The sequence below is a fragment of the Micromonospora sp. DT62 genome (assembly GCF_049847285.1).
In the GTDB taxonomy this organism is placed as follows: domain Bacteria; phylum Actinomycetota; class Actinomycetes; order Mycobacteriales; family Micromonosporaceae; genus Micromonospora; species Micromonospora reichwaldensis.
Genome location: NZ_JBNCOB010000006.1, coordinates 22,550 through 49,545, shown reverse-complemented (window position 1 = coordinate 49,545; position 26,996 = coordinate 22,550). Strand labels below are relative to the sequence as shown.

Here is a 26,996-nt window from a genome sequence, read left to right as displayed (position 1 = left end):
GGGACAGCCCCCAGGCCACGGGGTCGCAGGTCAGTAGATCAACGCCCGGCCGAGGCCCATGTCGGTGAGTCGGGTGGAGTGCACGATACTCGTGACCTCGACGGCCTTCTGGAGGCGCTCCTCGGGCGTGGTGTCGACCAGCCGCCGCCCGTCCCACACCTCGTAGTCGCCGATGGCGTCCAGGTGCGGGGCGATTCCCTCCTGGAACCAGTTCTCCCAGCGGGTGAGCTGGTCGGACACCGGCAACTGCTCCCACAGACGCATGCCGTCGCGGATGAGCGCGACGAGGCGTTCCTTGTCGTCGGGGTGCCGCTGCACGTGCTCCCGGATGATCGCAGTGCCGACGGCCAGGTGGCGCACCTCGTCGATGGCGGCGCCCTTCTCCATGTCCGCCATGCGCGGATCGAGCGGCCGCCACTTGCGTTCGCTGAGTTCGAACGACGGGGCGAGGAACCCTTCGACCAGGATCGTCAGCAGCACCACGCCGCCGAGGAAGTCCTGTCGATCGCGCACGATCGGCAGGCCGTACTCCTCCAACGGATCGAGGATGACCGCCCTGTCGTGCGCGGTTTCCCGGGCGATGACGGCGGCGACGTCCCGCTCGTCGATGCCGAGGTTTCGCAGGTGGTTCCGGAAGATCATCGCGTGCCGGGTCTCGTCCATCAGCTGGGTGGCGTAGAACTCGGCGGTCGTGGAGTCCGGCGCGCACGCCACGATGTAGCCGATCGCGCGGGCCGCCCGCTCCTCGGCCAGCGCCCGGAACGCGACCTCCTGGATCAGCGCGTCGCGCAGCGGGCCCGGCTCGTGCAGGAAGTCCGGGGTCACCAGCTCCGGCGAGTAGCCGAGGATGTTTCCGCGCAGCGTGCGCTGCGGGACGTTGGCGAACCAGTACCGCAGGTCGCAGTCGCGTGCGGTCAGCCGGATGCCCTCCGCGCCGTCGAACAGGGTGGACGCCTGGTCCCAGTCGGCGGCGTCGTCCGCCGTCGTCCCCGACCGCTCGCCGGAGCGGGGGGCGGCGGGCTGGGGACTGTAGGTGACGGCCGGCTGCGGGCGCGGGGCGGGCACGGTGACCGGTGCCGCGTCGGCGGCTCGAGCAGGGGCCGGGGTGGGGGCCGGTTCGATCGTGGGACCGGGGACGGGTGCGCCGGCCGGCGCGACCACGGACGGCGGCGGCGCCGTCGGCGCGACTGGTGGCTGCGGCGCCGTCGGTGGCTGCGGCGCGACCGGTGACTGTGGGGCAACCGGTGCCTGAGGTGCCGCCGCTGGCGGCTGCCCGGCCGGTGCCGGGGCGCTGTCGTTCATCACGAACGGGCCGGTGCCGTCGAGGAAGTCGACGAGCGGCGCCGCGACGCTGGCCCGCGACGGCGGGTGGAACGCGACGCACTGGCAGGCCGCGACCAGGTAGGCCACCTCGGGGGAGCGGATGAAGGACATCCCCCCGAGCATCTCGACCGCGTGGCGGGCGGCGTCGGTGATGGCGTCCTGTGCGCCGTAGCGGGCCATCAGACAACGGGCCAGCGCGTCGTTGTCCGTGTCGCCGGCCTGCATCGCGCGGGCCGCGCCCTCCAGCAACTGCGTCGCCGTCTCCACGCGGGTGCCCAGGGCGGCGCGGTCGGTGACCGCGCCGCGCCGATCGGCCAACGCGCGTTCGACGAGCGCGCTGGCCATGCCCAGGTACGACGCGGTGATGAGCAGCTCGAACCAGATGAACCCGACCGTCTGCAGGTCGTCGAGCATCCCGTCCGGGCCGTTCTCGGTCGGGATGACCAGCTCCTCCTCGATGAACACGTCGGTCAGCCGGACCTCGTCGCTCTCCGCGCCGGCAAGCACGCTGCTGCCCCAGAACGGGTGCCGGGTGATGCCCCGCAGCGTGGCCGGCATGAGCAGGAAGGCCGTCTGCTGGCCGCCGCCCGGTGCGGGCACCGCCACGCTGGCCGTCAGCAGGTCCATCGAGTGGCTCAGGCTGCACGGCTTCTTCGACCCGTTGATCCGGTAGCCGCCGTCCACCGGCGTCGCCGTCATCGAGGGGGAGAGGATCCCCTGGGCCGGGCGGCCCTCGGCGAAGCCCGAGGAGACCAGCAGGTTGCGGCTGGTGATCGCCTCCAGTAGGGCCCACTCCATGCCCGAGTTCTTGATGCTCTCGGCGAAGGTGAACAGCGTCGCCACGGAGAAGTGGTGCATCGTGGTCGCGACCGCCAGCGACGGCGCGTGGGCGCCGATCGCGCGGGTGACCCGTACCGCGTCCAACGGGGACGCGCCGAGCCCGCCGTACTCCTTCGGGATGACCAGGCTCGGGCCGCCGCTGGCCCGGAACACCGGCAGCGTGGTGGCCCCGGCGGCTTCCCGCTGCTCGAACGGGATCTTCGACAACCCGTCGAGCAGCCCCGGCAGGTACGACTCGCAGAGGGCACGGGCCTGATCGAGGGAGCGCACAGATGTCCTCCGGGGGACGACGGTCAACGAGGAATGAGTGAGTGGGCCGCCGCACGGCGCAGCTTGCCCGACGGCGTCTTCGGAAGGGTGCCCGGCGGCAGCACCACGATCTGGGCCGGACGGGCGTCGACGTCGGCGATGACCCGGTTGGTGATGGCGTCGGACAGCGCCTTCTCGGCGGTCGCATCGCCGGCCAGGCGTGACTCGACCAGCACCGCGAACGACTCCCGCGCCACCGAGTCGCCGGCCATGAGCCGCACCGCCGCGACGTTGCCGTCCCGGACGTCGTCGACGCCGGCGGCCGCGCGTTCGATGTCGGTGGGGTAGATGTTGCGACCGCCCATGATGATGACGTCCTTGCGGCGGCCGCAGACCACGATCCGGCCGTCGACCAGGTAGCCCTCGTCGCCGATGTCCAACCAGCCGTCGTCGTCGAGGGCGGGGGCCGGGCCGTCCTCGGTGAGGTAGCCGCGGGTCACCGAGTCACCGCGCAGCTGCAACCGGCCGACCTCGCGGTCGCCCAGCTCGGCGCCGGAGTCGTCGACGACCCGCACGGCGACGCTCGGGTGGGCGGCGCCGAGCACAGGCAGCCGGCGTACGCCGCTCGGGTGGTCGTCGCCCGCCGGTACCGCCCGCCGGTTCTTCTCCAGCTCCAGGGCGTCGATGGTGTCGAGGATCATCGGCTCCGACAGCGCCGACAGCGAGATGACCAGGGCGCTCTCCGCCGCGCCGTAGCAGCAGTTCACCGCCTCGGGCCGCAGGCCGAACCGTGCGCCGGCCCCGACGAACGCCTCCACCGTCGACGGGTCGATCGGCTCCGCGCCGTTGCACAGGGCCTTCAACCGGGACAGGTCGAGCGAACCGGCGTCGGCGCGGGCGAGCTGCCGGGTCAGGATCGCGTACGCGAAGTTCGGCGCGGCAGTGATCGTGCCGCCGTAGCGGCTCATCAGTTCCGCCCACACCATCGGGCGGGCGAGGAACTCCGCGGGCGTGACCATCACCAGGTCGATGCCGGTGAACATGGGCAGCAGCAGGCAGCCGACCATGCCCATGTCGTGGAAGAGCGGCAGCCAGCTGACCAGCACGTCCTTGTCGCCGCACTCGAGGTGGGCCGCGGTGTCGACGAGGTTGGCGTGGATGTTGCGGTGGGTTATCCGCACCGCCTTCGGCTCGGCGGTCGAGCCGCTGGTCAACTGCAGCAGCGCGGGGTCGTCCTCGGCGGCGGGCACGACGGTGAACTCCCGGTCGCTGTCCAGGTCGCCGATCATCAGGTGGGGGATGCCCCGCTCCCGCAGCACGCCGGCCATCGCCTCGAACGGGGCGCCCACCAGCACCAGACGCGCGTCGATCATGCGCAGCACACGCAGCGTGTCGTCGCGCCAGACCGACAGGTCGGTCCGCGGGGTCGGCTGGTGCAGCATGGTCACGCTGCCGCCGGCCAGCCACGTGCCCTGGACGACCCGCGCGACCTCTCCCGGGTCGCCGGCCAGGACCGCGACGGCCTGGCCGGGGGCCAGCCCGCCCGCGACCAGTGCCGCCGCCGTACGCCGGGCCGCCTCGTGCAACTGCCCCCAGCTGCGCCGCACCGGGTTCGTGGGGGCGCCGGTGACCATGCCGCCCGGGGACCGCCCGGCGGTGTCGACCACGGCGTCGACGAAACGGCTCACCTCAGTCTCGCCAGAATCATGCGGGCCAGCCTAGACAGACCGATCGGCAAAGACCATAGATCCTTTGTGGAGTCCGTACGGGCGATTGTGCCCGCGACCATGACCGATGAAGGATGACCGCTGCCCGGTAGTCGACCGCGGCGCTGACGATGATGATCCGGAAGGCGGCCGCCTGAATGGGTGACTCCAGGACGCAGTGGTGGTTGGATGTCGTACGCACCCAGGCGGCCGAGGTGCTCAGTCGACCGCGGGTTGACGTCACTCCGGACGGCGCCTTCGCGGACCTGGGTTTCGACTCCCTGACTGCGCTCGAACTGGCCGACCGGCTGTCCGAGGCGAGTGGGCTTCAACTGTCCGGCACCCTCGCCTTCGACTATCCCAACCCGCAGGCCCTGGCCGAATACCTGGCTGCACAGGTCGACGGTCCGGACGTGGGCCCGGGACCGGGGCACCGCAGCACGGCCGGCACGCGGGCGGGTGAGTCGGGGGCCACCCAGTCGGGTGAACCAGAGCCCATCGCCATCGTGGCGATGGCCTGCCGCTTCCCCGGCGGAGCGGCCACCCCCGAGGACTTCTGGAGCTTCCTGGCCGACGGCCGTGACGGCGTCGGCCCGTTCCCGACCGATCGGGGCTGGGACCCGCAGGTGTTCCATCCCGACCCCGACCACCCCGGCTCCACCTACGCCCGGCACGGGGGATTCCTCTACGACGCCGGCGACTTCGACGCCGGGTTCTTCGGTCTGTCGCCCCGTGAGGCGTTGGCCACCGACCCGCAGCAGCGGCTGATGCTGGAGATCTCCTGGGAGGCTTTGGAACGTGCCAGCGTGGATCCCCGCAAGCTGCGCGGAAGCCGCACCGGCGTGTACACCGGCGTCATCGCCAGCGACTACGCCCCGCGCCTCGGCGGCGTCCCGCCGGAGGTCGCCGGCTTCCTGATGCCCGGCAACGCGTCAAGCATCGTCTCCGGCCGCGTGTCGTACACGCTGGGCCTGGAAGGGCCCTCGCTGTCGGTCGACACCGCCTGCTCGTCGTCGCTGGTCGCGCTGCATCTGGCGGCCCGCTCGCTGCGTAGCGGCGAGTGCGACCTCGCCCTGGCCGGCGGGGTCACCGTGATCGGGACGCCGCTGGTGTTCACCGAGTTCAGCCGCCAGCGCGGCCTCTCCCCGGACGGGCGGTGCCGGTCGTTCGCCGCGTCCGCCGACGGCACCGGGTGGGCCGAGGGCGCCGGTGTGCTGGTCCTCGAACGGCTCGCCGACGCACGCCGCCACGGCCGGCGCGTACTGGCGGTCCTGCGGGGCAGCGCGGTCAACTCCGACGGGGCGTCCAACGGCCTCACCGCGCCCAACGGCCCCTCCCAGCAGCGCCTCATCGCCGACGCGCTCGCCGACGCGGGACTTGACGCCCACGACGTGGACGTGGTGGAGGCACACGGCACCGGCACCCGGCTGGGCGACCCGATCGAGGCTCAGGCGTTGAGCGCCGCGTACGGCCCCGGCCGGCAGCGCCCGCTCTGGCTCGGATCGGTCAAGTCGAACATCGGACACACCCAGGCGGCAGCCGGCGTGGCCGGTGTCATCAAGATGGTGTCGGCGCTGCGGCACGGGCGGCTGCCCCGCACCCTGCACGTCGACGAACCCACTCCTTACGTTGACTGGTCCGCCGGCCCGCTGCGGCTGCTCACCGACGAGCAGCCCTGGCCGGCCGGCGCCCGGCCGCGCCGCGCGGCGGTGTCGTCGTTCGGGATCAGCGGCACCAACGCGCACGTCATCGTCGAGGAGGCGCCGCAGGACGAGCCCGCCGCCGTCACCGACGACGCGGCCGTGCCGGCGCCGCTGGTGCTCTCCGCGCGGACCGTCCCGGCGCTGCGCGCGCATGCCCGCCGCCTCGATGCCTTCCTCGACGCTTACCCCGACCTGCCGGCCCGCGCGGCGGCGGTCGCGGCAGCCCGGCGTACGGCGTTCGAACAGCGCGCCGTCGTCCTCGACCGCGCCGCCCTCGCGGTGCTCGCCGCCGGCCAGGACACCCCGGCCGTGGTCACCGGCACGGCGGGCGAGGGCAGGCTGGCACTGGTCTTCCCCGGACAGGGATCGCAGCGACCGGGGATGGGGCGGGAACTCGCCGCCGCCGAACCGCGCTTCGCCGCGGCCCTGGACGAGGTCTGCGCCGCACTGGACCGGCACCTGGACCGTCCGATCCGCGCGGTCATCGACGGCGACCCCGACCTGCTGGACCAGACCGAACACACCCAGCCGGCGCTGTTCGCCGTGGAGGTGGCGCTGTACCGGCTGCTGCGACACTGGGGCGTCCGGCCGGACTTCGTCCTCGGCCACTCGATCGGGGAGATTACCGCCGCCCACGTGGCCGGAGCGCTGTCGCTGGACGACGCCGCCCGCCTGGTCGTCGCCCGCGGACGGCTGATGCAGGCGCTGCCCGCCGGCGGCGCGATGGCCGCGATCCAGGCCACCGGGCAGGAGGTCGAGCCGCTGATCGCCGACCCCGCGGCGCAGGTCGGGCTCGCCGCCGTCAACGGCCCGACGTCGGTCGTCATCGCCGGCCCGCGCGACGCGGTGCAGACCGTCGTCGACGCGTTCGCCGCCCGGGGCCGCAGGACCTCCCGGCTACGCGTCAGCCACGCGTTCCACTCCCCGTTGATGGAGCCGATGCTCGCGGACCTGGCGAAGCTGGAGGCGGACCTCACCCACCGGACGCCGGAGATCCCCCTGGTCTCCAACGAGACCGGCCTGCCGGTGGACATGATCACACCGGGGCACTGGAGCCGGCACGCGCGGCAACCGGTGCGGTTCGCGCAGAGCGTGCGCCGGCTGCGCGAGCAGGGGGTGAGCCGGTTCCTGGAGGTCGGGCCCGGCGGCGTGCTGTCGGCCATGGTCCTCGACTGCGTCGGCGACCTGGACGCTGCCGACACGGGTGACCCGACGATCGCCGTGCCGCTGCTGCGCGACGGGCGCGACGAGCGGGACTCCGCCTGGGACGCCGTGGCCCGCCTGTTCGTCGGCGGCGTGGACGTCGACTGGCCCGCGCTGGTCGGTGGGGACGTCCCGCCGGCGGAGCTGCCCACCTATCCGTTCCAGCAGCGGCGGTACTGGTTGACCCCGGCGGCCCGGCCGCTGCCCGGGGAGCCGGTCGAGACGCCGGGCGCCGCAGTGTCGACCGGCGAACTGTCGGTCGCCGCCCAACCGTGGCTCGCCCAGCACCGGGTGGGCGGGGCGGTCGTCGTACCGGGGGCGCTGCTGGCGGAGCTGGCGGCGCGCGCGGGTGCGGACGCCGGCTGCCCCGAGGTGGTGGAGCTCCTGTTGCAGGCGCCGCTGGTGCTACCCGAGGCCGGCGCCGTGCAGACCCGGGTGGTCGTCGCCGGGACCGACGGCGACCCGACCCGCCCGCTGACGATCCACGCGTGCCCACCCGGCGGAGCGTGGACGCCGTACGCGACGGGAACGGTCGCCCCGGTGCGGACCAGCGACGCCACCCGGTTGAAGTTGTGGCCGCCGCCGGGCGCGGCGCCGCTGGACACGGAGGGCTTCTACGACCGTCTGCGCGCCAGTGGCTACGACTACGGCCCGGTGTTCCGGGGCGTCGGTCGGGCGTGGAAGCGGGGCGACGAGATCTTCGCCGACGTGACGCTGCCGGCCGACGCCGCCGGCGGCACCGAGGATTTCCTGCTGCACCCGGCGCTGCTCGACGCTTCGCTGCACGCCCTCGGCCTGCTCGGCGACGCCAGCGCGGACGACGGGATCGCGCTGCCGTTCTCCTGGGCCGGCCTGCAGGTGCACGGCCGAGGTGCCACGGCGCTGCGGGTCCGGCTGACCCGCGACGGCGACGGTGTCGACGTCGTCCTCGCCGACCAGTCCGGTGCGCCGGTCGCCTCGGTGCGGCACGTCGCGCTGCGGCCGATCGCCCCCGACCGGCTCGCCCTCGGGCCGTCCGGGTCGGATGGCGGGTACGAGCTGCGCTGGGTGTCGGCCGCCGCGGCCCGCTCCGAGGGGCCGGTGGTGTGGCTCGGCGAGTCGACGGCCAGCGACCAGGTTCCCGACCTCCTCTTCACCGAACTGCCGCCGGGCGGTGACGACCCGCACCCCACCGTCTCCGCCGCGCTCGACCTGGCACACCGCTGGTTGGCCGACCCGCGGTACGGTGCCGCCCGGTTGGCGGTGGTGACCCGGGGGGCCGTCGGGGACCAGTGCCGGGATCTGGCTCACGCGGCGGCGTGGGGGCTGCTGCGCTCGGCGCAGTCCGAGCACCCCGACCGGCTCGTGTTGATCGACCTGGACGACGACCAGGCGTCGCGGCAGGCGCTCGCCGCGGCCGGCGCCGCCGCAGAACCGCAGGTCGCCGTCCGCGCCGGCGAGCTGCTGGTGCCTCGGCTGCGCCCGTCGGCCGCCGCCGGCCACGGCCCGGAGACCGGGGCCCCCGCCGGTTCCCCGGCCGTCACCGGTGCCGGAGCGCGGTCGTGGGCTCCGCAGGGCACCGTCCTCGTCACCGGGGCGACCGGCGCCATCGGCCGCCTCGTGGCACGGCACCTCGTCGAGCGGCGTGGGGCGCGGCACCTGGTGCTCGTGTCCCGGCGTGGGGCCGACGCCCCCGGCGCCGCCGAGCTGGTCGGCGAGCTGTCCGCGCTCGGCGCGGAGTCGGTGCGCGTCGTGGCCTGCGACGTCGCTGACCCGGCGGCCCTGACCGATCTGCTGAGGTCCGTCCCCGCCGAGCATCCGCTCACCGCCGTGCTGCACCTGGCCGGTGTGCTGGACGACGGGGTCGTCGAGTCGCAGACCCCGCAGCGGGTGGCCGCGGTGCTGCGGGCGAAGGCGGACGGTGCCCGGCAGTTGCACGAGCAGACCCGGGGCTGCGACCTGGCCGCGTTCATCCTCTTCTCCTCCGCCGCCGGCCTGCTCGGCTCGCCCGGTCAGGCGGGGTACGCCGCCGCCAACGCCTACCTCGACGCCCTCGCCGAGCAGCGGCGCGCGCAGGGGCTGCCCGGGCAGTCGCTGGCGTGGGGCCTGTGGGAGCTGCCGGACGGGATGGCCGGGCAGGTCAGCGCCACCGGCCTGCGCCGCATGCGCGGGATCGGGCTGACACCGTTGTCGCCGGCACGCGGACTGGCCCTGCTGGATCGGGCGCTCGACTCGGACGCCGCGGCGCCGGTCCTCGTCGACGTGGACAGCGCCCTGCTCGACGGGCACGACCGGGGGTCGGTGCCGCCGGTGCTGCACGACCTGATGGCCACCGACCGCCTGGCCGACGCGCACGACGCCGGCCTGGCGTCGCCGGCCACCGCGTCGGTCGACCCGGTACCCGGCGGCCCGCGGGCCGCCGGCACGGGCCTCGCCGGGACGCTGCCCAGGCTCGCTCCCGCCGAACAGGACCGGGTGCTGCGTGAGCTGGTGCTCGCCGAGGCAGCCCTGGTGCTCGGCCACACCTCCGCCGCCGACCTGGACGGCACCCGGAGCCTGCCCGAACTCGGATTCGACTCGCTGACGGCGGTCGAGCTGCGCAACCGGCTCGCCGCCGCGACCGGGCTGACGCTGCCGGCGACCCTGGTGCTGGACTACCCGAACGTGCGGGAACTCGTCGGCTACCTGCGCGGTGAGCTGCTACCCGAGCAGGCGTCCACCCCGATCGGGGTGCTGGAGGAGTTGACCCGGCTGGAGTCCAGCCTGGCCAACCTGACGATGGACGCCGTGGCGCGCAAACGGCTCGCCGACGCCCTGAACCAACTGCTGTCGCTGGTCGACACCGAGTCGGACAAGGTCGACGCGACGAAGGACGACTTCTTCGACCTGCTCGACTAGGCCGCGTGCCGGCCGCAGCGACGCGGCCCGTCTCCCAGCCGCTTCGGCGGCTGGGAGACGGCCCGCGGGTCGTTCAGCCGACCGGGGCGGCCTCCACCACGGTGACCTCGGTGTCGGAGCCGAACAGCCCGAGCAGGATGTTGCGGATCGAGTCGCGCATCGCCGCGCACGCCACCGGGTCGATCAGGCTCGCCAGGGAGGCGATGCCCAGATCGAACCGGCTCTCGAACTCGACCCGCACCGCCTCGTCGGCCTCGACGACCAGCCAGGAGCCGGTGAACGTCGCGAAGTCGCCCTTGGTCTGTGCGAAGTCGATGCGCCGGTTGACCGGGTCGATCTCGTCGCGTTCGGTCCAGACGAGGATGCCTCGGCGGAAGTTCACCTCCCACATCGACTCCACCTCGGTCGGGCTGACCCGGGTCACCCCGACCGTCCGTACGGTGTCGGTGAACTCCGGATACGCCGCGAAGTCGGCCAGCCGGTCGAACGACTCCTTGGCCTCTGCCCTGGGCAGCAGTGCGTGCACGATGACGGAACACTCCATCGCGGGTGACCTCCTCAGCTCGGGTTGAGGATCACTGCCGCAACCCCCGGATCAGTTGACGCAGGCTGACCCGCCACGCGTCCTCGGCCTGCGCCGGGGTCATCGCGTCCGGTCCGCCGGGAATCGTGCCGAACGACGTCGGCAGCAGTTCGGGGATGATGACGAGCCCGCAGACGGCCACCACGCCGTCCAGCCGGGCCAGGTCCTCGGGGGGAAGGACGTCCGCGAATGCCGGCCGGACCAGCCGATCCACGATGGACGGGTCCGCGATCCGGCCATCGGGCACGTCCATGCCGCACTCGCGGGCGGTCTCCGTCACCAGGTCGAGGTAGCGCTCCACGGGGATGCCGGCCGGTCCGGCGGTCAGCCAGTAGTCGCCCTTGCGCAGATCGGCGTCGAGCACCGCGCGGATCGCCTGCGCGACCATGTCCTGCGGGACGAGGTCGAAGAACGTGCCGGGATGCGCCGGGACGAAGGGCAGGTCGCCCGTCACCAGGTACTCGGCGAGCTGGTGCACTCCCTGGTGCTGGCGGATGACGCCGGTACGGGAGTCGCCGATGACGATCGCCGGCCGGACGATCACCGCGTCGATGCCGCTGTCGCGGACCAGCTGCTCGCCGAGGTACTTCGACGTGACGTACTCGTCGGTCCGGGCGGCCGCCTTCTCGGTGCCCAGCCTGCCGCCGCCGCCTTCGCGGCCGTACCGGGACACGTAGGCGGTGCTGACGTGGACCAGGGGCGCGTCTGCCTCGGCGGCGAACTCGACGACCCGGCCGAGGCCCTCGATGTTGAGCCGGTTCACCTCCGCCTGGTCGGCGGAGAAGTTGACGATGGCGGCCGTGTGGACCACCGCGTCGACCTCGGCGCACAACTCGCGGTAGGCGCGGCGGTCGAGCCCGAGCAAGGGGGCGTGCAGGTCCAGCCTGACCACCCGGTTCGAGCCGCCCGGCAGGCGTCGGTAGGCGGCGGCGAGCACGTCGTACCCGGAGAGCTCGGCCAGGAGGGCGGTGCCCACGACGCCGCTGGCCCCGGTGACCAGGACGGTACGCCGCGTCATGCGGGCACGTCGCTTCCGGTGGTGGGGAAACGCGCGGCCAGGCCGGCGCAGGCCCGTTCGAACGAGGCGACCAGCCGCGTCTCCTCGTCGGGGGTCATCGTCGCGGGTGGGGTCAGCCGCAGCACCGGGTGCGCGTTCATCGAGTGGTTGACGACCACGTCGTTGTCGAGCAGGTCCATCAGGAACTCCGCGGCGTGCATGGCGGAGCGGAACTCCACCCCGATGAGCAGCCCGGCGCCGCGTACGTCGGCCACCAGATGCCCGATCGGGCGCACCGCCCCGGTGATCGCCGCGAGCAGCCGCGCACCCAGATCGGCGGCCCGCTCCACCAGCTTCTCATCCCTGATCACCTCGACCGTCGCGCGGACGGCGGCCATGGCGAGGGGGTTCGCGGAGAAGGTGGACGTGTGCAGGTAGGGGTCCTTGTCGAAGGGGGCGAACGCCTCCGCGGTCGCCAGGGTCGCCGCGACCGGCACCAGCCCGCCGCTGAGCGCCTTGCCGACCAGCAGGACATCGGGTCGTACGCCTTCGCGGTCCGCTGCCCACCAGGTCCCGAGCCGTCCCAGACCGGTCATCACCTCGTCCAGGACGAGCATCGCCCCCCGATCGTGGCACAGCGCCTCGACCGCCTTGAGATAGCCGGGCTCAGGGATGATCACCCCGCCCTCGCTCTGCACCGGTTCGACGACCACGCAGACATCCCGGTCGACGACGGCGGCCAGTTCGTCCAGGTCGCCGAACCTGACGTGGGTGACCTCGGGCAGTAGCGGGCGGAACGGATCCTGGTAGAGCGACCGCGCGGTGAGCGACAGCGCGCCGACCGTCTTGCCGTGGTATCCGCTGTGCATGGAGACCAGTCGGTGCCGCCCGTTCGCCCGGGCGATCTTGATCGCGGTCTCGACCGCCTCGGCACCGGAGTTGGAGAAGTGCACCTTGACCAGGCCCTCCGGTGCCACCGAGACCAACGCCTCGGCGGCCCGGGCGGCGGGCTCGTTCAGCAGCACCCGGGTGGACAACGCCTGCCGTTCGAGCTGGTCGCGCACCGCCGCGAGCACGACCGGATTGCCGGCACCGACGAAGAACACGCCGTAGCCGGCGCAGTTCAGCAGTTGACGACCGTCCCCGGTGTGCACCACGGTCCCCGTGGCGCCGACCTCCAGTGGGGTGTGGAGCATGGCGGCGACCCGCCCCAGCCCTTCGCCGAGATGACGGCGGTAGATCTCGAAGACACTGGAGGACACGGCGGAAGTTTGCCCGAACGACACCCGCCGGACAATGGTCTACTCAGGACAGCCGACGGTGACCGAACAGCCGACCCTTCGAGCATTGCTGCGGGCGTTGGCCTTGCTCTATGGTGCGGCCGTGGACACGTACCGCGAGATCGTTTACTCCGTTTCGGACCGGATCGCCACGGTCTCGCTCAACCGTCCCGAGGAGCGCAACGGCTACACCCTGCGGATGGCCGACGAACTCGCCCACGCGTTCGACCGTGCCGACCGCGACGACGACGTCCGGGTCGTGGTCCTCACCGGTACGGGTGAGCACTTCTGCGCCGGGCTGGACCCGTCCGTGACAGAGTTCGACACCCCCGACGACCCCGAGGCCGAGTGGGCGGAGCCGGCGGGGCGGTGCTCAATGCGGATCTTCGCGATGAACAAGCCCGTCATAGCCGCGATCCGGGGCGCGGCCGTCGGCGCGGGCGCCACCATCATCCTGCCGGCCGACTACCGTCTCGCCGCCACCGACGCACGATTCGGGTACGTCTTCAGCCGGCGGGGCATCTACGCCGAAGGCGCGTCCACCTGGTTCCTCCCGCGGCTGGTCGGGATGGGGCGTGCGCTCGACTGGATGATCAGCGGGCGGGCGTTCGACGCCGCCGAGGCGCTCTCGGCCGGCTTGGTGCACAGCGTCCACGAGCCGGAACACCTGCTCGACAAGGCGTACCAGCTCGCGCGGACCATCATCGCCACCACCGCGCCGGTGTCCGTGGCGGTCATCCGGCAGATGCTGTACCGCACCAGCGCGCTGGACTCGCCGTACCCGGCGCACCGGCTGGACTCCCGCCTCTCCGCGGAGGCGTTGACCAGCGCGGACGCGAGGGAGGGCTTCGACTCCTTCCGGCAGCGACGCGCTCCGGCCTTCCCCGGACGGGTCAGCAGCGACCTGCCCGACCACCTCCCGTGGAGAAGCGAATGACATCTGTGGTTGCGGCATGACGCAGGCGGCCGGGCGCGGTCCGGAAATCGCCGAACAGATCACCGTCGCCGCACCGGCGGGGGCGGTCTACGCGGCTGTCGCCGACGTACGGCGGATGGCCCGATGGAGCCCGGAGTGCGTCGCGGTCTGGGTCACCCGGCGCGACGGCGGGCACCCGCGACGGTTCGTCGGCTGGAACCGTCGAGGTCCGTTGCTGTGGTTCACCACCTGCCGGGTCGTCACCGCCACGCCGGGCAGCGAGTTCGCCTTCGACGTCACCACCTTTGGCCAGCCGGTGGCCCGCTGGGGCTACCGGTTCGCCGAGACCGACGGCGGCACCGAGGTGACCGAGTACTGGCAGGACCGGCGCAACGGAGCGGCCCACGTGCTCGGCCGGATCTTCACCGGCAAGGCCTCGGGCGACCGCCCGACCGTGAACCGGAGCGGCATGCGTGAGACCCTGCGCCGGTTGAAGCGGGAGCTGGAGGCGGCCTGACCCTGGGTGGCAACTGGCGGCGGTCGACACGCCGTCGTGCCGAGCCGAGTAGGGCCTGCGGCGCCGGTCGAACTGCGCCAGCTCGCCGGCTCAGGAACGAGACCCTCGGCAACAACAGGCAGCTTGCGGGTACTGCGGGACTGGCTCGCCACCAACCGCACCCGACCCACCCCTACGACCGCAGTCCGCGTGCCGTCGGCCCGACGGATCACCGCCTGGATCATGCGACCCGGCCACAAACTCACCGACGACAACCGCGCTGATCTCGCCGACGCCCGCAGTCGCTGCCCGGACCTCGACACCGTCGCCGACCTCGCCCGCGGCTTCGCCGCCCTGGTCCGCCACCACGGCACCGGACAACACCTCGACGCCTGGATCGACCGTGCCCGCCACGCCGGATACCCCGAGATCCGCGGCTTCGCCGCCGGCCTCGTCGGCGACCGCGACGCCGTCGTCGCCGGCCTCGCCCAGCCGTGGAGCTCAGGTCCGGTCGAGGGCCAGGTCAACCGCATCAAGACGATCAAGCGACAGATGTATGGCCGCGCGAACCTCGACCTCCCCCGCAAACGAGTCCTCGCCACACCATGAACGCCGCCAAGATCAATCACGAAATGTGTGCCAGAGCCAGTTCCAGTCCGCCGTTGACACCAGTGGTCGTTACCGGTTGCCCGACGGGTGGCCTGGGACCGTGCCCGTTTGTCCCGGTCCATCCGCTCGATCAGTTCGGCGCGCAGATGTCCGTGCGTCACGATGCGCGTGGTGGGGCTACCGCCGCCATGGTCACCCTCTGCTCCGACCAGGTCCGGTGGGCGATCCGGCCGCAATCGCTGTGGCACCACGAACCCTCACTCGGCCTCCTGGCCCAGGAATGTCCGAGAATCAGGGTAGAGCCACATCAGCCCCAACAGAGCTATCAGCGGACGGACGAACCGATCGTGCCGGCGTGCTCACCGAGGAGATCAGCGTAGATGTCGACGTCCACGGTGTCGTAGTTGCAGCGTGTGAGGAGCCGGTTAAGTCGCTGGGCGATATCGTCCGAGGGGAGGTCGAGGCGTTCGCAGAGGTCACGGTGCGCGCAGACGAGCGGCTCGGCGATTTCTTCCGGTTCGGTGCGGGTGATGTGGTAGGCGTCGCGGAGATGTCCGGACAGGTCGTCCCAGACGAGGATGGCATCCTCGACCAGGTCGAGCGCAGCAGGGGTCACGGGGTGGGCGCAGAGGATCTCGACTTCGGCGGCCAGGCGGTGCCCTGCGGTTTCCACGTCGGAGATCTGCCACTTGCTGCCGGTGGTGGCCTGCGACGCGTCCTGGACGGCAGCGTTCAAGTCGGCGAGACCGCACGTGTCGGCGGCGTCGAGCATGCCGGCCTCACTCAGTAGCAGGGTGGCGAAGAGACGGTCCCGGACCGCGTGCCCCGCCACCAACTCGGCGAGTTGGCGGGGCGACAGCCGCTGCACGGCTTGAAGGTAGTGGGCGTGTTCGGGCACGACGGGGGCGGCACCGAATGGGGTGGCGGCGCCGGAGAAGATGGTGCCCGCGTGGAATGTGGTCAAGGCTGTCGCGACCGCGTGTGCGCACAGGTCGTCTCCGATGATCCCGCAATCGCAGTCTCCGGTGAAGATCCCGTCGACGATGCCCACCCACGGCTGGAAGGTGGCGTCGTGCTCGCGTACCAGGGCCTGGACACCACCGCCGGCGGGCTCCAGCTCACCGACGCTGCCGTCGGTCAGCAGCCGCGCCGCTGTCTCGCCCACGGCCGTGGGGATCGAATCACGAAACGCCTCAACGTCGATGCGGACCGCCACAGGAACACCCTATCGGCCGGACTGGAAGCGGGCGGCGTCGAGCTTGGCCAGGAACGTCGGCCGGCGGCGGTGTTCTGCGCGCAACGCCTCCAGGTACGCCTCGAATCGTATGACCTCGCCGGTGGCCACGTACGCCATGCGCAGGTTGCGCAGCAGCGTGATCGCCTTGTCGTAGCGGCGTTTGTCGTAGGAGTCCAGCAGTTGGGCGTCGATGAGCGCCTGGTAAGGCTCGCGTACCTCGGCCGGGTGGGTGCGTCGCCGCAACTCCACCAGTTCGACGCGCTGCCGGGCAGGAACTTCGTCCCAGCGTGCGAGCCCGGTGTGCCAGGCCTCGTTGTCACGACCGGCGAGGATCAGCACGTCGATCAGGTGGGGTAGGTATTCCGCCTGCCCTGCGGCACGCTCGCGTACCGCCGTCAACGCCGGCTCGGTGTGCGCGGCATCCTGGTCGGTCTCGGCCACCGTGGCCAGCAGCGACCGGAAGTTGTCGATCGTCGGTTGGGCATCGAACGCCGTCCGGCGCTCGGCCGCCGCCGCTTCCGGTTCACCGGTCTCGATCAACAGCCGTACGAGTAGGTCGCGTAGCGCCACAGCCTGATGACCCGACGGGTGAGCGGCGAGTCCGCGTCGGGCCCAGTCGATCGCCTCGGCGGGGCGCTGCGCCTGCGTCAGTACCTTGACGATCCGTACGTACTGGTCGGCGCTGACCAGACGCTCCGCCAGGACCTGTACGTGGTAATCCACGTCGCCGGAGACCTCAGCGATCTGCTCCCGCAGGTACCGCACCGCCCATTGCCGATGCCAGTCATCGGGCTCGATCCCGGCGGCGGCGCGCTCGTCGACCAACCTCGCGACCTCGGCAAGGCCCTTCGGCCCCAGCGCCGGAGCCCACTCGCGGAGCACCACGTCCGGCCAGCCCGGGCCGTCACACACCAGCTTCACCAGCCACGCCGCCAACCCTGCCGGCCGAGGCGGCGCGGCCCGACACGCCCGGGCGTAGACCTCCATCAGGTACGCCAGGTCGTTGCCGAGCACGCCAGAGGAGCTGTCCATGTACATCAAGGCGGTCGTCATCCGATCGACTGCCTTGCGCAGCACCGGCACCGCGACCGCCGCGTCACCCGCGTCGATCAGCCGGGCGCAGCGGTCCGCGACCTCACGCGCCGCCTGGGAGTAGGCCTGCCGGCCCGCGTACGGGTCACGACGGCGATCCCGCCGCAACCGGTCCACCAGCACAGCTAGCCCGTTCTCGTCCCCCGCCCTCACCGGGTACATCACACCAGAACGCCCGCGACGACCTAGGGCAGGTTGCCGGTGAGTTCTTCGCGCCACTGTGCGAAGCGTTTGCGCATCTCGCCGATATGAGCGGGGTCGGCACCGTAGGCGGCAAAACGTCGGTCCGGGTACCGCTCCAGCATGCCGAACAGGTCTGCCAGGATGCGCCGGTCGAACCCCGCGTCGGATTGTTCGGCCAGCTCGCACAGCCGCGTCCGGGTGTAGCGACCGGTCATGAGGGCCGCATCGATGTCCAGGAAGTCTCTGGGCTCGGCGCGCGTATACAGGGCGGACATCTTGCCCGCGACGACGTCGTCGGCGTGCAGCACCGGCCCGACGTCCATCAACACCGGCGGCAACGCACGCCAGTTGGCCGCCAGCTCGACCTTGTATGGATGGGCAGGTTGAGCGGGATCGGTGACCGCGAGCCGGGCGAAGGTGTCGAACTGCTGCGTCACCTCGACGGAATACCCACCGGCGCGGTAGCCGTCGACTACCGCGTCCACTGCTGTGGCGAACTCGCCACGGCGCTCCCACGCCGTGAACAGGTCGATGTCCTCGCTCGGGCGGTCGAGGATGCCGTGGGCCTGTACGGCGTAGCCGCCGGCCAATGCGAACCCGTAGCGGGCAGCGACCCGCAGTCCGATCTCCGCCAAGCGGAGGTGAACCTGATCCACCCTTACCCGGCCAGCGTCCGCGGCGGCGTGGTCAGCTCGGGAAAGCGTGCCTGCCACAACGCCCGCAGCCGGGCCGGGAGCCACAAGCTGGGCCACAAACGGCGCAGCGTCGGACCGTGCAACCACCGACGCAAGTCGTCAACCGAATTAGCCTGGTTGAGCACCGTCTGGTACATCAGCTGCAGATCACCGGCGTCGTCCAGGTCATAAATGCTGTCGCCGGACCAGTCCAGCCACCGATCGAGCGTCACCACACCGCGAACCGGACCGCGCAGGTCGGACAGGGAGGCGGCGACCACGAAATGCCGCTGGTCCACATACCCCGACCCAGGCGGTGCACCACTGCCGCTGGCCATGTCTCCACCTCCTGACCCAGATCGTACGTGTGAGCGGCGTCGCCGGCTGGCACGACATCGACCTCACGGCCATCTGACCTCCCGGGCTCGGCCTGCGGCCTGACGGTCATCGTCAAGGACGAACTGCCCGCCTGCCGATCACCACCCGGGCGGCCGGGCGCCAGCCAGGTGACCGCCTTACCCGGTGGCCGGACTGCCGGCCGTCCGCGCCGGTTCGACTTCTCGCGCTGGCCCGTCGGCAGCCCCCGGCCGGCCCGGCCCGCTGGTGCCCGAGCCGACGGGCGCACGGGCCGGGTGGCGCTGGGCACTGCCCACCTTGCGGAAGGACACTCTCGCGGCAAGGTGGGCGGCCCCGGTCGCGCTGCTCGCCCAGCGTCAGCCGGCCCAGCTTCGACGGCCCGGCTATCGACGCCGACGTCCGGGGCGTCGCCCGACGGTGATCGCGGGGGCACCGCAGGTCAGTCGTGGCGGTGACGCACGATGTAGTCGATGTAGCGGATTGTGTCCTCGCGGTCGTCCTCGCTGATCGAGTCCCACAGGTCCGCCAGCCAGTAGAGCGAGCCCGACAGCATCCAGGCCCACCCGCGCACCCAGGTCGCCTCGTCGAACCCGAGCGCCTCCCGGTAGGCGGCCCGGGCGCGGGTATCGAACAGGCTCCAGCCCGGCCGCACCTCGACCGCCGGATCGCCGCGGCCGAGACCGCCGAAGTCGATCACCCCGGTGAGCCTGCCCCGGCCGACCAGCAGGTTGCCTTCCAGGAGATCACCGTGCAGCCATACCGGCGGTCCGGGCCACTCGTCCGCCGCCATCGCCTCGTCCCACGCCGCGGTCACCGCCCGCCCGTCGATCCGGTCGCCCAGCGCCGCGATCGACCGGCGGGTCAGCTCGTCCCGCTGCACCAGAGGTACGCCGCGCTGAATCCCCTCCTTGACCGGCCCGCCCATCGGGCCGATCGCGATCATCGCGCGCACGAAGCCGGCGAGGTCGACGGCGAGGTCGACGAGGTCCTGCCCGGCTTCCGGATTGCGCCCGTCCAGCCATGGGACGACCGTCCACGGCCAGGGATAGCCCCCGCCCGGCCGGCCGGCCGCGACTGGCACCGGCACCGGCACCGGAAGGTGCGGTGCCAGCCGCGGCAGCCAGGTCGCGTCGGTCGCCACCTGGTCGACCGCCCACTGCGCCCGCGGGAGCCGTGCCGTCAGGGAATCACCCAGCCGGAACAGCGCGTTGTCGGTGCCGTTCAACGGCTGCGGAACGATCGGCAGGTCCGACCATTTGGGGAACTGCTCGTCGATCAGGGCGCGTACCTGCTCGACAGCGACGACGATTTCACCAGGGCGCATCGCGCGACCGTAGAACCCGCTCGATCATCCTGTCGATCGAATTCGGACCACGCCGAACCGTGCGCCGGATCGACCGCTTGTTCCGCGGCCTCGGCCTCGGCGGCGAGTCCGCCGGGTCTGCCATCGGTGCGCATCCGGCCGGTGAAACCCTCGGCTGCCTCGCCGTCGTACCGACGCGGTGGAGCGGTGCTGAACAAAGGACGGTCGGGATGCCGGTGGGCGCGAACCATGGCCCCGTGAGTTACCGCCGAGAGTGGTTATTCCGTGGCCAAACGGCAGCGCACTAAAATCTCGAGGAGGCCGCGCGCTCTCACCTCGAGGGCATGTGACGGCTCCGGCCTCGACGTCGAGGGTATGAAGCAGGAGTTCGAGCACCTTCCCGAAGGACACGGCGACTTCGAGCTGAACGCCCTGTGGATGTTCCAGTTCATCGACTCCGAATGGGACAAGATCGCGGAGTTCGAGACGACATACGAGCAACCCCGCACACCACCCTCAAGATCGTCCGCAAACCCGCCGACCAGCGGCTTCGCTGTCCACCCGCGCCGCTGGGTCGTGGAACGCACCCTGGCCTCGCTCACCGCCTGCCGCCGGCTGGCTCGGGACTACGATCGCCACCCCGAGGTCTCCGAAGCCATCGTCCGCTGGGCCGCCATCGCCAGCATGACCCGCCGCATCATCCGCGGCCAACCCGCCCGCCGACAACTCCGCCGCACCTTCACCTAGACCTGACCAACCCGATCCCAAACACGCTCTCAGAGGCGTCCGTCCGAGCCCGTTCGGCGCGCGCCGCAGCGGGTAGGGGAACCGGGCAGCGCGGTGTGCGTGCTGAACGACCGGAACGACAGGTGCGTCGACGCCCGGGTCAGCACTCGTCGACCACGGGTGGTGGCGGTCGGGGCACCCGCCCCGACCGCCCGTCTGCTGCTGGTTCAGGAGGCGGTGGGGAAGTGGAAGTCCGACCGGGTTGTCTCGGCTCGGCTCGGCCACCGACTGGTGACGACCTTGCCGCGGGTGTAGAACGACACCCCCTCCGGACCGTGGATGTGCGTGTCGCCGAAGAGCGAGGCCTTCCAACCGCCGAAGGAGTGGTAGGCCATGGGGACCGGCAGCGGGACGTTCACGCCGATCATGCCGACCGCGACGTCCCGGACGAAGCGGCGGGCCGCGGCTCCGCCCGAGGTGAATAACGCGGTGCCGTTGCCGTACGGGTTGGCGTTGATGATCCCGACGGCCTCGTCCAGGGTGTCGGCACGTAGCACGACCAGAACCGGTCCGAAAATCTCCTGCTGGTACGCGGCCATCTCGGGAGTGACCCGGTCCAGCAGGCACGGGCCGACGAAGTAGCCGCCGTCGTGACCGTCCACCCGCAGGCCCCGGCCGTCAACGACCACCGTGGCGCCGGCTTCCTGTGCCTCGTTCACCGAGGTGATGACGCGCTCGCGCGCCTCGCCGGTGATGACCGGACCCATCTGGGAGGACGCCCGGTCGCCGGGACCCACGACGATTGTCGATGCCTCTCTGGTCAACAGTTCGATCAGCTCGTCGCCGGCCGTACCGACCGCGACCACGGCGGAGATCGCCATGCAGCGCTGCCCCGCCGAGCCGTACGCCGCCGACGTGATCTGCCGCGCCGCCTCGGCGAGGTCGGCGTCGGGAAGCACCACGGCGTGGTTCTTCGCTCCGCCCAGCGCCTGGACCCGCTTGCCGGAGGCCGCGGCGCGCTGGTGCACGTGGCGGGCGACCGGGGTGGAGCCGACGAACGACACCGCCGCGACGTCCGGGTGGTCGAGCAGCGCGTCGACCGCCGCCTTGCCGCCGTGCACCACGTTGAAGACCCCGTCCGGCAGGCCGGCATCGGCGTACAACTGGGCGACGAGATTCGAGGCGGACGGATCGCGTTCGCTGGGCTTGAGGACGAAGGTGTTGCCACAGGCGATGGCGACCGGGTGCATCCACATCGGCACCATGACGGGGAAGTTGAACGGGGTGATGCCGGCGCACACCCCCAGGGGGGCGCGCAGCGAGTACGAGTCCACGCCGGTGGACACCTGGTCGGAGTAGGCGCCCTTGAGCAGTTGCGGAATGCCGCAGGCGAACTCGATGACCTCCCGGCCCCGGATCACCTCGCCGCGCGCGTCCTCGATCGTTTTGCCGTGCTCGGCGGTGACCAGCCGGGCCAGTTCGTCCTCGTGCCGCTCCACCAGGTCACGGAGCCGGAAGAGGACCTTGGTGCGTCGGGACAGGGAGGTATCGCCCCAGGATTCGTAGGCCTTGGCCGCCGCGGCGACGGCCTGGTCGATCTCGGGCTGCCCGCCGATGGCCACCTGTGCCTGGGGCTCCCCGGTCGCGCTCTGGTACACGGTCGCGTACCCGCTGCCGGCGACGGACGCTCCACCAATCCAGTGCTCGATGCTGCGCACCGCACCCTCCTTCGTCAATTGACGCTCCGAACGTCGCCGGATCCGTTCTGCGATTCCGTGCATGTGCCGTGGGTCGGGCTCGACCGTGGCACGTCGTACGTGATCATGATGCCGCCCATGGGTGGTCCACCACTCCCGGTGGGAACTAGAGCCACCGGGTGCCGATCCCCCGCAAGTCGGGGGTGCTGAAGGAGTACAGGAGTTCCATGCTGTCCGCGCTGCTGGTCTCAATCGCGTGGCCGACATTGGCGGGGATGTACATCGCGGTGCCCGGGCCCGCCTCGAACTGTTCGTCGGCCACGGTGAACAGCGCCGTCCCGGACAGGACGTAGTAGAACTCGGCCGAGTCGGCGTGCAGGTGGAGTGGGTGCTTCATCCCGGGCTCCATCCGGTAGACGCCGGTGAGGAACTCGCACTCCGGATCGTCAGTGAGTTGCCGGTCGACGAGACGGTGCACCAGGCCCTCGTCGTCCGGGTTGTGATTGAGGGCGGAGATCAGTTCGTAGCCGAGTTCGTCGCGATGCACCACGAACGCCGGGCGTGGGGCTTTCGCCCCGGGGGCGGCAGCGGCTATCCGACGGCCACCGGTGGGTAACGTCGTCACCGCTCGGCGTCCACGCTCGTCGCCCCGAGGGGGATCTGCGGGCTGGTGAGGGGGCCGTGGTGCTTGGAGAGGCAGAGTGCGTCCCAGCCGGTGACCACCCCGTGGATAACGCCCGGCTCCCAGCACAGGTACTCGCCGGAGCGGTAGACGTGTTCCGGATCCGTGGCGCACCAGCCCCCGAGGAAGAAGATCTCCTCCGTGCTGTGGTGGAACTCCAGGGCGGTCTTGGCGAAGCGGCGCGGCAGGACGAACAGGATGGTGTCCTTGCCGGTCTCCTCGACTTTACGCAGCCGGATGCACTGCGTGGGCACCTCGAGGTCGCCGTGGCTGCTCGTGTCGGTCACCCCCGCGAACGCCTCGCGCACCGGCAGCCAGTTCGCCGGATTGAAGATGTCGACGGTCTCGCCGAGCGGCTTCGACGGCGCGGGTCGCTCGTCCGTGCGGATCTCGAAGGGCGAGTCGGTCCAGAAGATCAACGTCGCGCCCTCCTCCGACGAGATCGGGCCGATCCCGGTGCCGGACGGGAGGAAGAGGTAGTGCCCGCGCCGGCACTGGCGGCCGGCGATGGTGAGGTCACCGTCGCGGACCAGCAGCTCAAGATCGGCGCCGTTCCAGTGCGCCGGCATGCTCCAGCCGGGCGGGACCTCGACGACGAGCGTCTGCGCGCCGGTTTCCGGGTCCTCGTTGATGTGCCGGGTGAGGAGTCCGAAGGGCAGCTGCTCGGCCCGCCACACCCGCTGCGATACCTGATCGATGGTGACCCGTCGCTTGCCGGAATGAGCCACGGTGGACCTCCTTCGGGTTGGCCACGGATTGTATGTAATCCGGGTGGTGACGTCTAGACCTTCATCTCGACTTGTGGGATCTGCGCAGGTGATGATGGTGCAAGTGTTCACGGCTGAGAGTGGCCCGGAGATGCGTGTATGCAACTACTCGCCTGGGGGATGGTGGGTCACGTGGCGGGTGTCGACTCGGCGGCCCTCCGCCGGGCCGGCGCCGCGGCGAAGGCGCCGGCCCGGCGGAGGGTCATCGACTCCTTGTGCCTGGTCGGGCCAGTTGTATACGATCCTGCGTCTAGTCGTCCTGCCAGCCGCGTTTCCTCATCTGCTCGGAATCGGGGAGAGATGCCGCGAAGATTCGGTCTCGTCGGTGGAACGGTGGTCACCGAGGAGGGCGTCCAGACGGCTGACGTGCTCATCGATGCGGGGCGCATCGAGAGCGTCGGCTGGATACCGCCGTCGGCGGACATCGAGAAGGTTGATGTCCGAGGGAAGCTCGTCATCCCTGGTGGCGTCGATGTGCATACACATTTAGATACGCCGTTCATGGGTGCCGTCACCTCCGACGACCACGCCTCGGCGAGTCGTGCCGCCGCCGTGGGTGGCACGACGACCTACGTCGACTACGCCTTCCAGCAGCCCGGCGAGCGCCTGCCGGAGGTTCTGGAGCGGTGGGCGGGTCGGGCCGGTGGCCGCTCCGCGATCGACTTCAGCTTCCATCTGGCCGTGACGTCGCCCTACCCGGATCTCATGGCGGACATGGCGCTGGTGCTCGCCGACGGCGTGACCAGCTTCAAGGTGTTCATGGCGTACAAGGGCCTGGCCATGCTCGACGACGGTCAGCTCTTCTCGATTCTCGCCGAGTCGAGCCGGCTGGGCGCGACGCTCTGCGTGCATGCCGAGAACGGCCACGTCATCGACGTCCTCGCCGAGCGGCTCGTCCGGGCGGGGAGGACCGGTCCGCTGGCGCACATGCTGTCCCGGCCGCCGGACACCGAGGTGGAGGCGGTGCGACGCGGGATCATGCTCGCGAACATGGCCGACGCCCCGCTCTACTTCGTGCACCTGTCGACCGCGGGTGCCGTCGCCGCCGTCGCGGAGGCCCAGCTGGCGGGGCGCCCGATCTCGGGCGAGACCTGCACGCACTACCTCCTCCTCGACGAGGATCTCTACCACGCGCCCGGCTTCGAGGCGGCCAAGTACGTCGTCAGCCCACCCCTGCGCGGTCGCGAGCACCGGGAGGAGCTGTGGCGGGGTCTGCGGGAGGGCACGCTGGGGGTGGTCAGTTCGGACCACTGCCCGTTCTGCATGGACGGACAGAAGACCCTGGGGGCCGACGACTTCAGGCGGATCCCCAACGGCGCGCCGGGCATCGAACACCGGGTTCCGATGCTCTACGGGCACGGCGTGCGTCCGGGGCGCCTGAGCCTCGAGCGCTTCGTCGACGTGGTGTCGACCGGGCCGGCCCGCCGGTTCGGGCTCTACCCGCGCAAGGGCGTCATCCGGCGCGGCTCCGACGCCGATCTTGTCGTCCTCGACCCTGACGCGGCGTCGGTTGTGCTCGCGCAGACGATGACGCAGAACTGCGACTACACACCCTTCGAGCGGTGGCACGTGCCCGGGCGCGTCGACGCGGTCTACCTCCGGGGCGAACTTGTCGCCCGTCGTGGGCGGTTCGTCGGGCGTCAGGACGCCGGACGGTTCCTGGCTCGTCGCCCTGCGTGAGGTCTCCAGGATCTACCCGTACAGAGCCTTGACAGAGTTCAACTTGTATACAAACATCGGCTCATGTGACCTGCTTCATAAGGTTTCTCTGCGCTAGCTGAAGCAACCTTGCACACAATGTGGAGGTTTTGGCATGGGAATGCGTTCCGTGCGGGTGCAGTCCGTGGCAGTCCTCGCCGTGGCGGGCCTGGCTATCGCGGCCTGCGGGAACGATGCGAAGAAGTCTGATGCCGGCACCGGCCAGGCCCTGACCATCGCTGCGCCCGGGGTCGTGTCGAGTCTCGACTCCGAGCGCTACCAGGGTTTCATCTCGATCGACCTGCTACCGAACACCGCTGGCACGCTCGTGCGCTTCAAGAAGCCCGAGGCCGGCGCGACGAAGCTTCAGACTCCGGATCAGATCGAGCCCGAACTTGCGGAGTCGTGGACCCTCAGCGAGGACCGCAAGCAGATGTCCTTCACCCTTCGTGAGGCCAAAAGCCAATTCGGCAACGCCATCACCTCGCAGGACGTGAAGTGGTCGGTCGACCGGATGGTCAACAGCCAGGGCGTGCCGATCGCCAAGACCCTGATGGGGATCGGCGGCTGGGACGTGGCCAACCCGATCACCGTCACCGACGATAAGACGTTCACGATCAACGTCGCCAAGCCGAACGCGGTGAGCGTCTCCATCCTCAGCACGTTCTTCATGACCATCTACGACTCGGTCGAGGCCAAGAAGCACGCCGCGGCGGACGACCCGTACGCCTACAAGTGGCTGGGGGAGAACACCGCCACCTTCGGGCCGTACCAGGTGAGGTCCTTCGACCCGGGCAAGGAGGTGCGCCTTACCGCCAACAAGAACTACTTCCGGGGTACGTCCAAGGTGACCGACGTGGTGGTGCGCGCCGTCGCCGACACGTCGAACCGGCTCCAGCTTGCCCAGAGCGGGCAGGTCGACGTCGCCACCGCGATGACCTTCGACCAGCTCTCCTCGCTCGAGAAGAACGGCGACGTGCGCCTCGAGCGGGTGCTCTACCCGAACATCGACGTGCTGGTGCCGAACCTCAAGGCGAAGCCCTTCGACGACAAGCGGGTTCGGGAGGCCGTCTCCTACGCCGTCGACCGCAAGGCGATCGTCGACTCCGCGTACCAGGGCTTCTCGGCGGCGTCGACCGACTTCATCCACGACGACTTCGGCGCCCCGACGGCGGGCCAGCCCTTCACCCACGACCTCGACCGGGCCAAGCAGCTGCTAACCGAGGCCGGACTGCCCAACGGTTTCCCGATGGAACTCGCGTACAACGCGGCGAACGTCGGCGCCCACAGCGAACAGGTGGCCGTCCTGCTGCGGTCGCAGCTGGCCAAGGTCGGCATCGACGTGAAGCTGAACAACGTGGCCTCCGGCGCGGACTTCGACACCGCCAAGCGCGAGGGCAAGCTTCAGACCTGGTTGGCCACCAGCACCCCGCTGGTGCCCGACCCCGCCTACTACCTGCAGGTCTTCTACTCCACCGGTGGACTCACCAACCTGCAGAACTACAGTTCCCCGACCGTCGACGGCCTCTCCCGGAAGATCCTCGAAACCCAGCCGGGGGCCGAGCGGGAGGCGCTGGTCAAGCAGGTCAACGACTTCATGGTGGGGGACATGCCGGCCGTCCCGCTGGTCGACTCCCAGAAGTACTACGTCTTCAAGAAGAGCGTGACCGGGTTCGTCAGCTACTCCCAGGGCCACGTGAACTACTACGACATCAACGTCTCCTAGCCCCGTCGGCGTCCCCGGCCGTGCGGCCGGGGACGCCGACGGGCGGTGGTCCCGGACGGGCCGCCGCCGAGC

General features: G+C 71.1%; 18 protein-coding genes and 2 pseudogenes. 7 read left to right on the top strand and 13 right to left on the bottom strand.

Features of this window, described 5'->3' with window-relative positions:
• Window positions 1-30 precede the first annotated feature (30 nt).
• Entirely contained in the window at window positions 31-2,433 is a 2,403-nt protein-coding gene (locus ACPXCB_RS11180) for a hypothetical protein (RefSeq protein ID WP_425874587.1), read from the bottom strand.
• 23 nt (window positions 2,434-2,456) lie between these two features.
• Complete coding sequence (locus ACPXCB_RS11175; RefSeq protein ID WP_425874586.1) at window positions 2,457-4,100, bottom strand: fatty acyl-AMP ligase; 1,644 nt, start codon at window positions 4,098-4,100, stop codon at window positions 2,457-2,459.
• 209 nt (window positions 4,101-4,309) lie between these two features.
• On the opposite strand from ACPXCB_RS11175, the pseudogene ACPXCB_RS11170 reads away from it, so the two are divergent.
• Window positions 4,310-9,901, top strand: a pseudogene (locus ACPXCB_RS11170) (SDR family NAD(P)-dependent oxidoreductase); the annotation flags it as partial.
• Between the two features lie 73 nt (window positions 9,902-9,974).
• Here ACPXCB_RS11170 and ACPXCB_RS11165 read toward each other — a convergent pair.
• Genes ACPXCB_RS11165 through ACPXCB_RS11155 form a run of 3 tightly spaced genes read right to left on the bottom strand, consistent with a single transcriptional unit; the run spans window position 9,975 to window position 12,743 of the window.
• Window positions 9,975-10,445, bottom strand: a complete 471-nt coding sequence (locus tag ACPXCB_RS11165; protein ID WP_425874584.1) for a type II toxin-antitoxin system RatA family toxin — start codon at window positions 10,443-10,445, stop codon at window positions 9,975-9,977.
• A gap of 31 nt (window positions 10,446-10,476) precedes the next feature.
• On the bottom strand, window positions 10,477-11,502 hold the full coding sequence (locus ACPXCB_RS11160) for an SDR family oxidoreductase (protein WP_425874583.1): 1,026 nt from the start codon (window positions 11,500-11,502) through the stop codon (window positions 10,477-10,479).
• Window positions 11,499-12,743, bottom strand: coding sequence for an aspartate aminotransferase family protein (locus ACPXCB_RS11155; protein ID WP_425874581.1), 1,245 nt, complete (start codon window positions 12,741-12,743; stop codon window positions 11,499-11,501). The genes ACPXCB_RS11160 and ACPXCB_RS11155 overlap by 4 nt, the downstream gene beginning before the upstream one ends.
• Before the next feature lie 121 nt (window positions 12,744-12,864).
• On the opposite strand from ACPXCB_RS11155, the gene ACPXCB_RS11150 reads away from it, so the two are divergent.
• The 3 genes and pseudogenes from ACPXCB_RS11150 to ACPXCB_RS11140 form a co-directional block, all read left to right on the top strand.
• Entirely contained in the window at window positions 12,865-13,698 is an 834-nt protein-coding gene (locus tag ACPXCB_RS11150; protein WP_425874580.1) for an enoyl-CoA hydratase-related protein, read from the top strand.
• Window positions 13,699-13,714: 16 nt separating this feature from the next.
• The gene (locus ACPXCB_RS11145) at window positions 13,715-14,194 is read left to right on the top strand and encodes an SRPBCC family protein (RefSeq protein WP_425874578.1); all 480 of its coding nucleotides are present in this window, start codon (window positions 13,715-13,717) and stop codon (window positions 14,192-14,194) included.
• A gap of 117 nt (window positions 14,195-14,311) precedes the next feature.
• Window positions 14,312-14,782, top strand: a pseudogene (locus ACPXCB_RS11140) (ISL3 family transposase); the annotation flags it as partial.
• A 325-nt stretch (window positions 14,783-15,107) separates the two neighbouring features.
• Here ACPXCB_RS11140 and ACPXCB_RS11135 read toward each other — a convergent pair.
• The 5 genes from ACPXCB_RS11135 to ACPXCB_RS11115 all read right to left on the bottom strand — a co-directional run bounded on the left by ACPXCB_RS11135 (window position 15,108) and on the right by ACPXCB_RS11115 (window position 19,649).
• Window positions 15,108-15,998: a hypothetical protein gene (locus ACPXCB_RS11135; protein WP_425874576.1), complete on the bottom strand. Its 891-nt coding sequence runs from the start codon at window positions 15,996-15,998 to the stop codon at window positions 15,108-15,110.
• Between the two features lie 9 nt (window positions 15,999-16,007).
• On the bottom strand, window positions 16,008-17,102 hold the full coding sequence (locus ACPXCB_RS11130; protein WP_425874574.1) for a DUF6880 family protein: 1,095 nt from the start codon (window positions 17,100-17,102) through the stop codon (window positions 16,008-16,010).
• 194 nt (window positions 17,103-17,296) lie between these two features.
• Window positions 17,297-17,950, bottom strand: a complete 654-nt coding sequence (locus ACPXCB_RS11125) for a nucleotidyl transferase AbiEii/AbiGii toxin family protein (protein WP_425874572.1) — start codon at window positions 17,948-17,950, stop codon at window positions 17,297-17,299.
• A gap of 2 nt (window positions 17,951-17,952) precedes the next feature.
• Window positions 17,953-18,306, bottom strand: a complete 354-nt coding sequence (locus ACPXCB_RS11120; RefSeq protein ID WP_425874570.1) for a hypothetical protein — start codon at window positions 18,304-18,306, stop codon at window positions 17,953-17,955.
• A 458-nt stretch (window positions 18,307-18,764) separates the two neighbouring features.
• A complete protein-coding gene (locus ACPXCB_RS11115) occupies window positions 18,765-19,649 on the bottom strand; it encodes an aminoglycoside phosphotransferase family protein (protein WP_425874568.1) in 885 nt (294 codons plus the stop codon).
• A gap of 354 nt (window positions 19,650-20,003) precedes the next feature.
• Here ACPXCB_RS11115 and ACPXCB_RS11110 point away from each other — a divergent pair, with 354 nt between their 5' ends.
• A complete protein-coding gene (locus ACPXCB_RS11110; RefSeq protein WP_425874567.1) occupies window positions 20,004-20,375 on the top strand; it encodes a hypothetical protein in 372 nt (123 codons plus the stop codon).
• 206 nt (window positions 20,376-20,581) lie between these two features.
• On the opposite strand, the gene ACPXCB_RS11105 is transcribed toward ACPXCB_RS11110, so the two are convergent.
• The 3 genes from ACPXCB_RS11105 to ACPXCB_RS11095 all read right to left on the bottom strand — a co-directional run bounded on the left by ACPXCB_RS11105 (window position 20,582) and on the right by ACPXCB_RS11095 (window position 23,461).
• Window positions 20,582-22,072: a CoA-acylating methylmalonate-semialdehyde dehydrogenase gene (locus tag ACPXCB_RS11105; protein WP_425874565.1), complete on the bottom strand. Its 1,491-nt coding sequence runs from the start codon at window positions 22,070-22,072 to the stop codon at window positions 20,582-20,584.
• A gap of 145 nt (window positions 22,073-22,217) precedes the next feature.
• Complete coding sequence (locus ACPXCB_RS11100) at window positions 22,218-22,601, bottom strand: dimethylsulfonioproprionate lyase family protein (protein WP_425874563.1); 384 nt, start codon at window positions 22,599-22,601, stop codon at window positions 22,218-22,220.
• Between the two features lie 71 nt (window positions 22,602-22,672).
• Window positions 22,673-23,461, bottom strand: a complete 789-nt coding sequence (locus ACPXCB_RS11095; protein ID WP_425874561.1) for a cupin domain-containing protein — start codon at window positions 23,459-23,461, stop codon at window positions 22,673-22,675.
• A gap of 339 nt (window positions 23,462-23,800) precedes the next feature.
• On the opposite strand from ACPXCB_RS11095, the gene hydA reads away from it, so the two are divergent.
• Both hydA and ACPXCB_RS11085 read left to right on the top strand, forming a co-directional pair.
• On the top strand, window positions 23,801-25,180 hold the full coding sequence (gene hydA / locus ACPXCB_RS11090) for a dihydropyrimidinase (protein ID WP_425874560.1): 1,380 nt from the start codon (window positions 23,801-23,803) through the stop codon (window positions 25,178-25,180).
• Window positions 25,181-25,313: 133 nt separating this feature from the next.
• Window positions 25,314-26,924, top strand: a complete 1,611-nt coding sequence (locus tag ACPXCB_RS11085) for an ABC transporter substrate-binding protein (RefSeq protein ID WP_425874558.1) — start codon at window positions 25,314-25,316, stop codon at window positions 26,922-26,924.
• The last annotated feature ends 72 nt before the right edge of the window (window positions 26,925-26,996 follow it).